General features: G+C 65.8%; 14 protein-coding genes. 12 read left to right on the top strand and 2 right to left on the bottom strand.

The features are described 5' to 3' along the window. Positions 1-5 precede the first annotated feature (5 nt). The 5 genes from ACZYZ9_RS08655 to ACZYZ9_RS08675 all read left to right on the top strand — a co-directional run bounded on the left by ACZYZ9_RS08655 (position 6) and on the right by ACZYZ9_RS08675 (position 6,295). Positions 6-1,253, top strand: coding sequence for a cytochrome P450 (locus ACZYZ9_RS08655; RefSeq protein WP_463825820.1), 1,248 nt, complete (start codon positions 6-8; stop codon positions 1,251-1,253). Between the two features lie 111 nt (positions 1,254-1,364). Continuing rightward, positions 1,365-3,722: an arylsulfatase gene (locus ACZYZ9_RS08660; protein ID WP_463825822.1), complete on the top strand. Its 2,358-nt coding sequence runs from the start codon at positions 1,365-1,367 to the stop codon at positions 3,720-3,722. Positions 3,723-3,729: 7 nt separating this feature from the next. Then, positions 3,730-4,371 (top strand): hypothetical protein, encoded by a 642-nt coding sequence (locus ACZYZ9_RS08665; protein ID WP_463825824.1) that lies wholly within the window; start codon positions 3,730-3,732, stop codon positions 4,369-4,371. 4 nt (positions 4,372-4,375) lie between these two features. Then, positions 4,376-5,269, top strand: a complete 894-nt coding sequence (locus ACZYZ9_RS08670; protein WP_463825826.1) for a formylglycine-generating enzyme family protein — start codon at positions 4,376-4,378, stop codon at positions 5,267-5,269. 81 nt (positions 5,270-5,350) lie between these two features. Then, positions 5,351-6,295 carry a DUF4436 domain-containing protein gene (locus ACZYZ9_RS08675; RefSeq protein ID WP_463825828.1) on the top strand — a complete coding sequence of 315 codons (945 nt, stop codon included), beginning with the start codon at positions 5,351-5,353 and terminating at the stop codon, positions 6,293-6,295. A gap of 10 nt (positions 6,296-6,305) precedes the next feature. Here ACZYZ9_RS08675 and pstS read toward each other — a convergent pair whose 3' ends face one another. Continuing rightward, on the bottom strand, positions 6,306-7,439 hold the full coding sequence (gene pstS / locus ACZYZ9_RS08680) for a phosphate ABC transporter substrate-binding protein PstS (protein ID WP_463825830.1): 1,134 nt from the start codon (positions 7,437-7,439) through the stop codon (positions 6,306-6,308). Between the two features lie 415 nt (positions 7,440-7,854). Here pstS and ACZYZ9_RS08685 point away from each other — a divergent pair, with 415 nt between their 5' ends. After that, positions 7,855-8,823 (top strand): DUF4436 domain-containing protein, encoded by a 969-nt coding sequence (locus ACZYZ9_RS08685; RefSeq protein ID WP_463825832.1) that lies wholly within the window; start codon positions 7,855-7,857, stop codon positions 8,821-8,823. Beyond that, a complete protein-coding gene (locus ACZYZ9_RS08690) occupies positions 8,802-9,986 on the top strand; it encodes a flavin-containing monooxygenase (RefSeq protein ID WP_463825834.1) in 1,185 nt (394 codons plus the stop codon). The genes ACZYZ9_RS08685 and ACZYZ9_RS08690 overlap by 22 nt, the downstream gene beginning before the upstream one ends. Here the strand turns inward: ACZYZ9_RS08690 and ACZYZ9_RS08695 are convergent. Beyond that, positions 9,949-11,025, bottom strand: coding sequence for an NAD-dependent epimerase/dehydratase family protein (locus ACZYZ9_RS08695; RefSeq protein WP_463825836.1), 1,077 nt, complete (start codon positions 11,023-11,025; stop codon positions 9,949-9,951). The genes ACZYZ9_RS08690 and ACZYZ9_RS08695 overlap by 38 nt on opposite strands. A 244-nt stretch (positions 11,026-11,269) precedes the next feature. Between ACZYZ9_RS08695 and rplN the strand changes: the two genes are divergently transcribed. The 5 genes from rplN to rpsH all read left to right on the top strand — a co-directional run bounded on the left by rplN (position 11,270) and on the right by rpsH (position 13,182). Then, positions 11,270-11,638, top strand: coding sequence for a 50S ribosomal protein L14 (rplN, locus tag ACZYZ9_RS08700; protein WP_036352708.1), 369 nt, complete (start codon positions 11,270-11,272; stop codon positions 11,636-11,638). After that, the gene (gene rplX / locus ACZYZ9_RS08705; RefSeq protein ID WP_463825838.1) at positions 11,639-11,956 is read left to right on the top strand and encodes a 50S ribosomal protein L24; all 318 of its coding nucleotides are present in this window, start codon (positions 11,639-11,641) and stop codon (positions 11,954-11,956) included. Between the two features lies 1 nt (position 11,957). After that, positions 11,958-12,521, top strand: coding sequence for a 50S ribosomal protein L5 (gene rplE / locus ACZYZ9_RS08710; RefSeq protein ID WP_463825840.1), 564 nt, complete (start codon positions 11,958-11,960; stop codon positions 12,519-12,521). A 3-nt stretch (positions 12,522-12,524) separates the two neighbouring features. Continuing rightward, positions 12,525-12,710 (top strand): type Z 30S ribosomal protein S14, encoded by a 186-nt coding sequence (locus ACZYZ9_RS08715; RefSeq protein ID WP_011739072.1) that lies wholly within the window; start codon positions 12,525-12,527, stop codon positions 12,708-12,710. A gap of 73 nt (positions 12,711-12,783) precedes the next feature. Further along, complete coding sequence (gene rpsH / locus ACZYZ9_RS08720) at positions 12,784-13,182, top strand: 30S ribosomal protein S8 (protein WP_463825843.1); 399 nt, start codon at positions 12,784-12,786, stop codon at positions 13,180-13,182.

The following is a 13,182-nucleotide window of genomic DNA, read 5'->3' on the forward strand; positions in this document are numbered from 1 at the left end:
AACACATGCGAACCTACTCTGCGGGTGCAGCCGGCAATCCGCTCGGCGTCGATCTGACGGATCCGACGACCTTCGCCGACGGGTTCCCGCACCAGGTGTTCGGACGCCACCGCCAGCAGGCGCCGGTGTTCTGGCACGAACCCACCGAACACACCCCCGACGGCGAAGGCTTCTGGTCGGTCGCCAGATACACCGACACCATTGCGGTGCTTCGTGATTCGACCACCTTCTCGTCGGTCACCGGTGGGAAGCGGCCGTTCGGGGGCACGCTGCTGCAGGACATGCCGGTCGCCGGCCAGGTGATCAACATGATGGACGATCCACGGCACGCGGACATCCGGCGATTGGTCAGCTCCGGCCTGGGGCCGCGCATGATCGGCCGGGTGGAGGACGACCTGCGCGGGCGGGCGCGCCGGTTGCTCGACCGGATCGAACCGGGCGCGCCGTTCGACTTCGCGGTCGACATCGCCCCGGAACTGCCCCTGCAGGCGATCTGCATCCTGCTCGGCGTGCCCGAGGTGGACCGGCACTGGCTGCTGGCCGAGCTGGAAACGGTGCTGGAATTTCGCGGTTCCCGAAAAGACTACGTATCAACGGTTTTCGGGAAGAACCCGGAATCCCGCCGGGATGACTACGGCCGCGAACTGATCGCCCGCAAACGCACGCAGCCCACCGACGACATGCTGTCCATCGTCGCCAATGCCACCGTGGACGGCGCCCCGTTCCTGTCCGACGATGAGGTGTACCTGTTCTTCCACCAACTGTTCAGCGCGGGCGCCGACACCACCCGCAACGTCACAAGTGTCGGCCTGCTCGCCCTGGCCGACCGACCCGACCAGTGGCGCCGGTTGCGTGCCGACCCGGGCCTGCTGCCGACGGCCATCGAGGAAATGGTGCGGTGGACCACGCCGTCGCCGTCGAAGCGGCGGACCGCCACCTGCGACGTCAGGGTGGGGGGCCAGCCGGTCCAGGCGGGGGACAAAGTGTTGGTGTGGGAAGGCTCGGCCAACCGTGACCCCGCCGTGTTCGACCGTCCGGACGAGTTCGACATCACCCGAAAGCCCAATCCGCACTTGGGTTTCGGTCAAGGTGTGCACTACTGTTTGGGCGCCAACCTGGCCCGGCTGGAGCTGCGGGTGTTTTTCGGGGAACTGTTGCCGCGCTTCGAACGGCTGGACATCGTGGCCCCGGTCGAGTGGGCGCGCAGCAACCGCCGCAACGGTCTGCAGAGCCTGGTCGTGGAATTCCGCTGAAAAGTACTTTCTCTCAGGCTTTTCTTCGGTCCACTGGTTACTGTCACCGCGGTGTAATCTCGCACGCGATGTCCGGCGAATGAGTTCACTACGGGAGTGAGGCCGACGGTTATGACTGGGTCGACAGAGTTTCGGGGCAAGATCGAGCTGGACATCCGCGATTCGGAGCCGGACTGGGGCCCGTACGCTGCGCCGACCGCCCCGGAGAACTCGCCGAACATCCTGTACATGGTGTGGGATGACATCGGCATCGCCACCTGGGATTGCTTCGGTGGGCTGGTCGAGATGCCGGCGATGACGCGCATCGCCGAGCGCGGTGTGCGCCTCTCGAATTTCCACACCACCGCGCTGTGCTCACCGACCCGGGCGTCCCTACTGACCGGACGCAACGCCACCACCGTCGGCATGGCCACCATCGAAGAATTCACCGACGGCTTCCCGAACTGCAACGGCCGCATCCCGGCTGACACCGCCCTGCTCTCCGAGGTTCTCAACGAGCGCGGCTACAACACCTACTGCGTGGGCAAATGGCACCTGACCCCGCTCGAGGAGTCCAGCATGGCCGCGACCAAGCGGCACTGGCCGACTTCGCGCGGCTTCGAACGCTTCTATGGCTTCATGGGTGGCGAAACGGACCAGTGGTACCCCGACCTGATGTACGACAACCACCCGGTTGATCCCCCCGGTACCCCCGAGGAGGGCTATCACCTGTCCAAGGACATCGCCGACAGGACAATCCAATTCATCCGCGACGCCAAGGTGATCGCACCCGACAAGCCGTGGTTCAGCTACGTCTGCCCCGGCGCCGGCCATGCGCCGCACCACGTGTTCACCGAGTGGGCCGACAAGTACACAGGCGTGTTCGATATGGGCTACGAGGCCTACCGGGACATCACGCTGGAGAAAATGAAGGCGATGGGCATCGTGCCCCCGGACACCGAACTGTCGCCGATGAACCCCTACATCGACGTCAAAGGACCCAACGGCGAGCCGTGGCCGTTGCAGGACACCGTGCGGGCCTGGGACTCGCTCAGCGACGACGAGAAGAAGCTGTTCGCCCGGATGGCCGAGGTGTTCGCCGGCTTCCTGAGCTACACCGACGCCCAGATCGGCCGGATCCTCGACTATCTCGACGAGTCCGGCCAGTTGGACAACACCATCATTGTGGTGATCTCGGACAACGGCGCCAGCGGTGAGGGCGGTCCCAACGGATCGGTCAACGAAGGCAAGTTCTTCAACGGCTACATCGACACCGTCGAAGAAAGCATGAAGCAGTTCGACCACCTCGGCGGGCCGGAGACCTACAACCACTATCCGATCGGCTGGGCGATGGGTTTCAACACGCCGTACAAGCTGTTCAAGCGCTACTCGTCGCACGAGGGCGGTATCGCCGACACCGCGATCATCTCCTGGCCCAACGGCATTGCCGCGCACGGTGCGGTCCGCGACAACTACATCAACGTCTGCGACATCACCCCGACCGTGTACGAACTTTTGGGAATGACGCCCCCGGACACCGTCAAGGGCATCCCGCAGAAACCCCTCGACGGGGTGAGTTTCAAAGCCGCCCTTGATGATCCAGCGGCAGACACCGGCAAGAAGACGCAGTTCTACACCATGCTCGGCACCCGGGGGATCTGGCACGAAGGGTGGTTCGCCAACACCATCCACGCCGCCTCGCCCGCGGGTTGGTCGCACTTCGACAGAGACCAGTGGGAGCTGTTCCACCTCGACGCCGATCGCAGCCAGTGCCACGATCTGGCCGCCGAGCACCCGGAGAAGCTCGAAGAACTCAAGGCGTTGTGGTTCGCCGAGGCGGAGAAGTACAACGGGCTGCCGCTGGCCGACCTGAACATGCTCGAGACGCTGACCAGGTTCCGGCCCTATCTGAGCGGCGACCGCAACAGTTACGTCTACTACCCCAACTGCGCCGACGTGGGCATCGGCTCGGTCGCCGAGATTCGCGGCCGTTCGTTCGCGGTGCTGGCCGACGTCACCGTGGACACCACCGGAGCCGAAGGCGTGCTGTTCAAACAGGGCAGCGCGCACGGCGGGCACGTGCTGTTCCTGCAGGACGGGCGCCTGCATTACGTCTACAACTTTCTCGGTGAGCGCCAGCAGGAGGTCTCGTCCAATGGCCCTATCCCGCTGGGTCGGCACCTGTTCGGTGTTCGTTACGAACGCAGCGGCACCGTCCCGAACAGTCACACTCCGATCGGCGACGTGACGCTCTATTTCGATGAGCACGTGGTCGGGACGTTGCCGGAAGTGGTGTCCCATCCGGGCACATTCGGGTTGGCCGGCGCCGGCCTCACGGTGGGCCGCAATGGTGGCTCGAGCGTGTCCAGTCGCTACAAGGCGCCGTTCATCCTGACCGGTGCCACCGTCGCCCAGGTCACCGTCGACCTGTCGGGCCGGCCTTACGAAGACGTGGAAAAAGATATCGCGCTTGCCTTTTCGCGGGATTGAGTCCGCGGTGCGTCGGCTGGTCGGGTTGGGTTTTCTGCTGGGCATCTCGATGGTGGTCGTCAGTTGCCAGAACACCGGGGGGACTGCTGCACCGCCTCAGCATTCGGACCCTGCGATGCCGGTGCCGGGCATCGCGGCCACCCAGTCCGAGAACCTGGCACCCGAGACGCTGGTCTGCCCTGCGGCCCCGGACGGGGACGGCCCCGCCGCGGTCGCCGCGGTCGCCGACCCGGCCGCGCCGCGCATCACGATCAGCGTCCCCGACGGGTGGAGCACGGCACCCGGCGACGGGGATACGGCGCTGACGTTGACCGGTCCGCACGCCATGTCCGCCACGGTGACCATCACCGCGACGGAACTGGAACCGGAGAGCGCTTTCCTGCGCCATACCGCCGGCGTCGGCGGCACGGCGCCGCGTCTGAAATTATCGGTGACGGGCGCGCCGTTCTGTGGTTTCAGCAGCGAACAGCTCACCGGCACCCTGCAGGGGCCCTCCGGCGGGATCGACTTCGCCGACCGCGTCACCCACATCTGGACGAACACCAAGCAATACCTGGTGACCATTCATCTCGAGGGCAGATCCGGTTCCCCCGGATTCAGCGCGGCCAAATCCACGTTGACGCAGGATTTCGCGGTCGTCATACCCTGAAGAGGTGCTGACCGAGCTTGTCGAGGTGAGCGGCGGCGCTTTCCGGATGGGGTCGACGAGCTTCTATCCCGAAGAGGCGCCGATCCACACCGTGTCCGTTGCTGGTTTCGCGCTGGAGAAGCACCCGGTCACCAATGCGCAGTTCGCTGAATTCGTCGCTGCCACAGGCTATGTGACGGTGGCCGAACAGCCTCTGGACCCGGCGCTGTATCCGGGGGCGAACCCGGCCGAGCTGTGCCCGGGGGCGATGGTGTTCCGTACCACACCGGGGCCGGTCGATCTGCGGGACTGGCGGCAGTGGTGGGACTGGGCGCCGGGCGCACGCTGGCGACACCCGCTCGGCCCGGACAGCGAGGTGGCCGCCAAAGCCGACCACCCTGTCGTTCAGGTGGCCTATCCCGATGCTGCGGCCTATGCGCGGTGGGCCGGACGGCGGTTGCCCACCGAGGCGGAGTGGGAGTACGCCGCCCGGGCCGGTGCCGCCGGTACCTATGCCTGGGGCGAGGAGGAGCGGCCCGGCGGCCGGTTGATGGCCAACACCTGGCAGGGCAGGTTCCCGTACCGCAACGACGGCGCGCTGGGGTGGATCGGCACCTCTCCGGTGGGTACGTTCCCGCCCAACGACCTCGGGCTGCTCGACATGATCGGCAACGTGTGGGAGTGGACCACAACGGAATTCAGCGCACATCACCGCGTCGATCACCCCCCGAAGGCCTGCTGTAGCCCCGTGGGACCGGCCGACCCTGCGGTGAGCCAAACCCTCAAAGGGGGCTCGCACCTGTGCGCGCCGGAATATTGCCACCGGTACCGGCCCGCGGCCCGCTCGCCGCAGTCGCAGGACACCGCGACAACCCACATCGGGTTTCGCTGTGCGGCGGATTCGACCCGCGTCGAATAAATTCGCGCGGCGCATTGCGGCGGGAATCTCTATGAGTTTCAATAGCCTTTCTTCGCCCTTGCTAATGAAAGGCTGCGTCCGATGAGCCATCAGGCCCCACCGCCCGCATCGCCCGCGCAGCCACCGACAGCACCGCCGCCGACAACTCCGCTGACGCCGAAGCAACCCTCCCGCGGTAGGCGCATCCTGATCGATTTCGGGGTGATCCTCGCCGTCGTGGTGGTCTACGTTCTTTCGCTGGTCGGGGTCCACCTGTTGGCCACCTCGTCCGAAGAACTACCCGCACCGGACTTCGGCACCACCGAGGACACCGTGGTGCAGGTGAAGGTCGAAGAACTGGACACGGTGAACAACCGGTTGAAGGTGAGTGTGCTTGTCATTCCCGAAGATTCGAAGTTCAACAAGAATTTCCACACGCTGACCGAAGACCTCACCGTGCGCCTGTACCCGGAAAACGACCTGGGAGACCTGGAGTACAAGGTCGGCAAGTCACCGGCTCAGCAGAGCACCTACATCGACGCGGAGGGCGATCCGAACAACTGGCCCTTCGACACCTACACCACCGGCACCATCCAGGCCGAGGTCTACGCCGGGACCGGCGACAACCGGACTAAAGAAGACGCCCGCGTCGAGGTGATCGGAAATGTCGGTGCCTGGGACGTCAGCGTCAGGCGGGTGGGGGAATCCACCCAGTCCTCGCCCCGGCCCGACGACGTGATCATCACATTGAAGCGGTCCAAGAGCACGCTGATCTTCGACCTGGGCATCATCCTGGTGTTGATCTCCCTGCCGGCGCTGGCATTGTGGGTGTCCATCCCGATGGTGTTGGGCAAGAAGAAGTTCCTGCCCCCGTTCGTGTCGTGGTTCGCCGCCATGCTGTTCGCGGTGGTCCCGCTGAGAAACATCTTCCCGGGCAAGCCCCCGGAGGGGTCGTGGGTGGACCAGGCGATCACGCTGTGGGTGCTGCTCGCGCTGATCGTCGCGATGACCCTGTTCATCATGGCCTATCGAAAACAGTCGGACTGACCGGGTCAGATCATTCTTCGGCCTGGGCGGCGCCGGGAGCGCTGATCGCGTCCACGGCCTCGGAGACCCTCGCCTGGAACTGCGGGGACAACGGGATGTAACCGACCCGGTTCAGGTCGACCTGGCCGGGGCCGATCGCCGCCTGCAGGAACGCCTTGACCGCCATCGCGACATCGGACGAGGGGTACCGGGAGCAGACGATCTCGTAGGTGGCCATGACGATCGGGTAGACGTCGGGTTGGGCGGGGTTGTAGAACGACGAGATATCCAGCACGATGTCGTTTCCCCGGCCGACGATCTTGGCGCCCCGAATGGTCTTGCCGAGCGCGTCGGTGCCGATCCGGACCGGCCGCAGCGACCGGCGACTCGCCGGGGTCTTGATCTCCGCGGCGTAGAGCCCCTGCTTGAGGGCGAAGGACAGTTCGTTGTAACTGATCGCGCCCTCGGTGGACTTCACCAGCGCCGCCGTGCCGTCGTTGCCGACCGCCCCGGTGCCGACGCCCCCGCTGAACGTTTTGCTGGCGCCTTGACTCCACGCGCCGCCGGATGCGGCCTGCAGATAGGACTGGAAGTTGTGGGTGGTGCCGGAGGCGTCGCTGCGGTAGATGACCCGGATCTCCGCTGCCGGCATGGATGCGTTGAGCGCGGTGAGGGCCGGGTCGTCCCAGCGGGTGATGGTGCCGTTGAAGATCTTGGCCAGCGTGGGACCGTCGAGCACCAGCGAGTCCACGTTCGGGAGGTTGTAGGTGATGGCCATCGGGCCGAACACCACGGGCAGGTTCCACGCGTCGGCACCGCCGCAGCGTTGCTTGGCGGCGGCGTACTGATCACCGGACAACGGCGTGTCCGAACCAGCGAAATCGGTTTTGCCGGAGAGGAATTCACTGATACCCGCGCCCGACCCGATCGCTTCGTATCTGAGTGTCTGTTGCTGGCAGGCGGTCTGGTAGGCGTCGACGAAGCGCTGCATCGCGAACGTTTGCGCTGTCGACCCGCTGGCCGTCAACGTCTGCTTGCCGCCACAGTCCACTTTGGCTCCGTTGGTGTACGGCAGGGTCGCATGGGCCGCGCTGCTGCACCCCGCGAGGGCCAGCACCCCGGTGGCCAGCACGGCCATCGTCCCACTACGTCGGTGGCGCTTCATGCTATGGCTCCCTTGAGAACAACAGAGGTTTCAGCCGCGCGCAGCGATGCGCAGCGGCGCAATCGATCCCGTCGTCCTGGTTGCGACGCACCTTGACATTTACAACCGCCGAAATCGGTGCGCAAGCGAACAGTGCATGAACCGTCCGTCGGCACCGGATGAATCCCTGGTGTCCGGCGGCTGTTCGACCAGTCCTGGGCGTCGCCAAACCGTCTGTAGCCCAATGATTCCCACACCGATCTCACAGGGAGTGTGCCGCCTCGGCCGCAGGCAAAGCGACCTGCGCATTACCGCGAGATGGACTGCGGGTGAAGCTACTTCACCCGGGACGCGCAGGCGGCACGAGTTCGCTAGCATCGGACCCCGTGTCCCGACGAGTTGGCTCGGATACGCAGGTCTGGGTTGGTAGCGGTCGATGACCACCGCAGCGCCGCCGGGTCCGGCGGCGGAGAGCTCCCCAGACGCGGCCGGCGAGCCGCCCGCAAAGACGAAACCGGTCCGCAAGAAGCCGGACAAACCCCGCATCCTGATCGGCGTCGGGGTGGTCACGCTCGTCGTGATCACCTACGCCCTGTCCCTGATCGGCGTTCACTTCCTGCAGAAGTCAGCGGGGCCGCTACCGCCGCTGGACCTGAGCCAGGGCGGGGGCGATGCCACGATCGTGCAGCTGCGGTTAGAGGAGCTGAAGCCTGTCACCAACCGGCTTACCGTGAATGTTCTTGTTTATCCGGCAATTTCGGCGTACGACAACCGCTTCGACGTATTGGGCACCGATGTCGCCGTGCGCCTGTATCCGCCGAGCGACCTGGGCGACCTGCATTATCCGAAAGGGCAGGCTCCAGCCCAACTCACCAGCACCGTCGAGGCGCACGGCGATCCCGGAAACTGGCCCTTCGACACGTATCGCACTGAACCGATCTCAGCAGATGCGTTCGTCAGCCTTGCCGAAGGCCTGCGGAAGGTGCCGGCCCGCGTCGAGGTGACCGGATCGTTGGACGGGTGGGACATCAGCGTCAGCCGGGTCCACGACCCCGCCGCGTTGCCGACGTCACGCACTATGGAGAACGGAAATGTCGTCATCACCTTCAAGCGGGCAAAGGGTCCGCTGATCTTCGACCTGGGCATCTGCCTGGTGCTGATCGCGCTGCCCACCCTGGCGCTGCTGGTGGCGATTCCGATGCTGCTCAACAAACGGAAGTTCCTGCCGCCCATCGCCAGTTGGTATGCCGCGATGCTGTTCGCCGTGGTGCCGTTGCGCAATTTCCTGCCCGGCTCGCCACCACCCGGTTCCTGGATCGACCAGGCTATCGTGCAGTGGGTGCTGATCGGACTGGTGGTGGCGATGACGTTGTATATCTGCGCGTGGATACGGCAGGGAGACTGAGCTCCGAGCAGGTCGTCGTCATCGGCGCCGGCCCGTGCGGCATGGCCGTGGCTCGCCAGCTGGGCCACGACCGGGGAATCGACGCACTCGTGCTCGACCGCGCCGACACCCCGGCATCGTCGTGGCGGCAGCTCTACGACGGGTTCAGGTTGAACACGTGCGGCTTCTGGTCCCATCTGCCGGGTCAGCGCATTCCCCGCCGGTACGGGCGTTGGCCGGGCCGCGAGGACATGGTCAGCTATTTCGACGAGTACGCACGGCGTCAGGGCCTGCGACTGCGCCTGGGTGTGACGGTGCACCAGCTGGACCGCGACGCGGGTAGGTGGCGGCTGGTGACCGATCACGAAACCTTCACTGCCACAGCGGTGATCGTGGCTGCGGGCAACTATCACACGCCGATGCTGCCGCCCTGGCCCGGTCTCGAACAGTTCACCGGTGCCGTCCTGCACGCCGCCGACTACCAGAACGCGCTGCCCTATGCCGGGCGTGACGTCCTGGTGGTCGGCTCGGGAAATTCCGGCACCGACATTGCCCTGCAACTGTGTGACGGCGCCGCCGGTCGGGTCCGGATGGCTATCAGAACACCACCGCATCTGGTGCCGCGCGCAGTCGCCGGACTGCCTGTCGATGCGTTCACCGGTGCTTTCAGTCATCTGCCGGTGCCGGTCCTGGACCGCGCCGCCGCGGTAGCGCAACGACTGTGGTTCGGCGACTTGAGCGGTCGCGGGCTGCCGGCCCCGGCGCAGGGGATCTACAGTGCGCTACTCCAGGACGGTCGCATCCCCACCGTGGCGGACGAACTGGTAACCAAGGTCAGAGGCGGCAGGATCGAGATCGTGACAGCCGTCGAACGATTCGACGGCGACAGCGTGTTGCTGACGGACGGCACCACGGTGCGACCCGACGTCGTCATCGCCGCCACCGGATACCGGCGCGGACTCGAGTCGATGGTCGGTCACCTCGGCGTGCTCGACGCAGACGGTGCGCCGCTGGTGAATGGAACACCAAGCGCCGCAGCGGGATTGTGGTTCGCCGGCTACGAGGAGCCGCTGATCGGCCCGTTGCGGTCGTTCCGCAGACGAGCCCCTGGCCTCGCCGCCGACGTCGCCGCCCACCTCAGCTCGGTCAGGGCAGCTGACGGGTGCTCAACGGACCCTTGGTGAGGTCGCGGTACAGCTGCTCGAACATCGACCGGCGGCGGAGCGGCGCGCTGTCGGTGTGCGCCGCGCCGGCCACCCCGTCGATCACCTCGGCAAGCGCCTGCACCGATGAGAATCGCGGATTCCAGTCCAGCTCGGCGCGGGCGCGCGAGCAGTCCAGCAGCGGGGCGCCGAACGCCATATCCAACCAGCCCCGGTCGATGGGCTGCAATCGGGCGCGCCAGCTGAGGTCCACCAGGGTCCCCAGCAGGCCGGCGGGCACATGCACGGACCGCGCGCCGAGCACCTGCGCGACGTCCTGCCGCGTGATCGGGGGTTCGGCCGCCAGGTTGAAGGCTCCGGTGGCACGTCGCTCCAGCGCCGCGATGAAAGCGTCGGCGACATCCTCGGCGTGGACCAACGGGATGGTCAACCCGCGATCCAGGGGCAACAGCGGCAGCAGGGGTATAACGCGCATGGGCACGTATCCGGGCAGCGCGTAGCGCATCAACCCGCTGGCGGCGGCACGCTGCACGATGAAGCCCGGCCGCATCCGGGTGATCGGCACCGCATCTTTGCCGTGCGTGCTCTGGTATTCGTCGAGTCGGGCCTCGGCGGCGGACTTGTCGCGGCTGTAGGGCGATGACGGAATGCCCCTGGTCGACCACGATTCGTCCACCCGCTCGCCGTAGCGTCCGGCCGCGTAGGTTCCGACCGACGACATGTGCAGCAACTGGCCCACCCCGGCCGAGTGCGCCGCCTGGAGCACCCTGGTGGTTCCACCGACGCCGAGACGCGTCAGATACTCGGTGTTGCGCGTGGGCTGGAACCCCCAGGCGAGGTGGACGACGGCGTCGGCGCTCGCGACGATGGCGGGCAACTCGGCGGCCGAGTCTGCCTCGGCGAGGTCGATCGCGTGCCACTGGACCCGCTGATAGACCCCAGTGGGCGGTGGTGGGCGTCGCACGACGCCGATCAGTTCGTGGTCTGCTCCACCGGCTGTCAGCCTGCGCAGCAACGCGGTCCCGACGTTGCCGGATGCTCCGGTGATGACTATTCGCACGCGGGGCGTATTGCCTGATCCGGGCGGCTCAAACGCCGGCGTCACTGATCCGCCGGGTGGCGTTCACTTCGCAATTTGGCGCTGAGCTGGCCTTCCCCTAGACTCAGGGGGTTGCCTTGGGCAGACCTCGGCCGGCATGCGAGAGCACCTGCTGGCCCTGCGTGCTCTTCGGTGACGAACAGACCGCGCACGTTGGGTGAGTTTCTCCTGCCGTGCACACGTCAAAACCAGGTCAGGAGATCGAGTGATTCAGCAGGAATCGCGGCTGAAGGTCGCCGATAACACCGGCGCCAAGGAGATCTTGTGCATCCGGGTGCTCGGTGGATCGTCGCGACGCTACGCCGGCATCGGGGACGTCATCGTCGCCACGGTCAAGGACGCCATCCCCGGCGGCAACGTCAAGCGGGGTGACGTGGTGAAGGCCGTCGTGGTGCGCACCGTCAAGGAACGCCGTCGTCCCGACGGCAGCTACATCAAGTTCGACGAGAACGCCGCGGTGATCATCAAGCCCGACAACGACCCGCGCGGCACCCGCATCTTCGGCCCGGTCGGCCGAGAACTGCGCGAGAAGAAGTTCATGAAGATCATCTCGCTCGCACCGGAGGTGTTGTAGATGAAGGTCCACAAGGGCGACACCGTGCTGGTCATCGCCGGCAAGGACAAGGGCGCCAAAGGCAAGGTCATCCAGGCCTACCCGGAGCGCAACCGGGTACTGGTCGAAGGCGTCAACCGGATCAAGAAGCACACCGCTGTCTCGACCAACCAGCGCGGCGCCCGCTCCGGTAGCATCGTCACCCAGGAGGCTCCGATCCACGTCTCCAACGTGATGGTGGTGGACTCCGACGGCAAGCCGACCCGGATCACCTACCGGGTCGACGAGGAAACCGGCAAGCGGGTCCGCATCTCCAAGCGCAATGGCAAGGACATCTAGCATGACCACTGCAGAGAAAACTCAGCCGCGCCTGAAAGAGCGCTACCGCAACGAGATTCGCGACGCGCTGCACAAGCAGTTCGGCTACGCCAACGTGATGCAGATTCCGACGGTGACCAAGGTCGTGGTCAACATGGGAGTGGGCGAGGCCGCCCGCGACGCAAAGCTGATCAACGGCGCGGTCAACGACCTGGGCCTGATCACCGGGCAGCGTCCGGAAATTCGCAAAGCGCGTAAATCCATCGCGCAGTTCAAATTACGTGAGGGCATGCCCATCGGCGCCCGGGTCACGCTGCGCGGCGACCGGATGTGGGAGTTCCTGGACCGGCTCACCTCGATCGCGCTGCCGCGTATCCGTGACTTCCGCGGCTTGTCGCCCAAGCAGTTCGACGGTGTCGGCAACTACACCTTCGGCCTCGCCGAGCAGTCGGTGTTCCACGAGATCGACGTGGACAAGATCGACCGGGTGCGGGGCATGGACATCAGCGTCGTCACTTCGGCGACGAACGACGACGAAGGACGAGCGCTGTTGCGGGCCCTCGGCTTTCCGTTCAAGGAGAACTGAGTAATGGCGAAGAAGGCATTGGTCAACAAGGCCGCACGCAAGCCGAAGTTCGCGGTACGCGGCTACACGCGCTGCAGCAAGTGCGGCCGTCCGCGCGCGGTGTTCCGCAAGTTCGGGCTGTGCCGGATCTGCCTGCGCGAAATGGCGCATGCGGGTGAGCTGCCCGGCGTGCAGAAGAGCAGTTGGTGACGGGACGTAGGGACTTGATCATGACCGCGATGACGACGATGCGGAGCGCAGCGACGAAGAGGAGTAGCGCCCGATGACTATGACGGATCCGATCGCAGACTTCTTGACGCGGCTGCGCAACGCCAACTCGGCGTACCACGACGAAGTGAGCCTGCCGCACTCGAAGATCAAGGCGAACATCGCCCAGATCCTCAAGAGCGAGGGCTACATCACCGACTTCCACACCGAGGATGCTCGGGTCGGCAAGTCGCTGGTGGTGCAGCTCAAGTACGGACCCAGCCGCGAGCGCAGCATCGCGGGCTTGAAGCGCGTCTCCAAGCCCGGTCTGCGGGTGTACGCCAAGTCCACCAATCTGCCGCGGGTGCTCGGTGGCCTCGGTGTGGCGATCATCTCGACGTCCTCGGGTCTGCTCACCGATCGCCAGGCAGCCAGGCAGGGCGTGGGCGGCGAAGTCCTCGCGTACGTCTGGTAA

The organism is Mycobacterium sp. IDUB_28, from assembly GCF_055419285.1.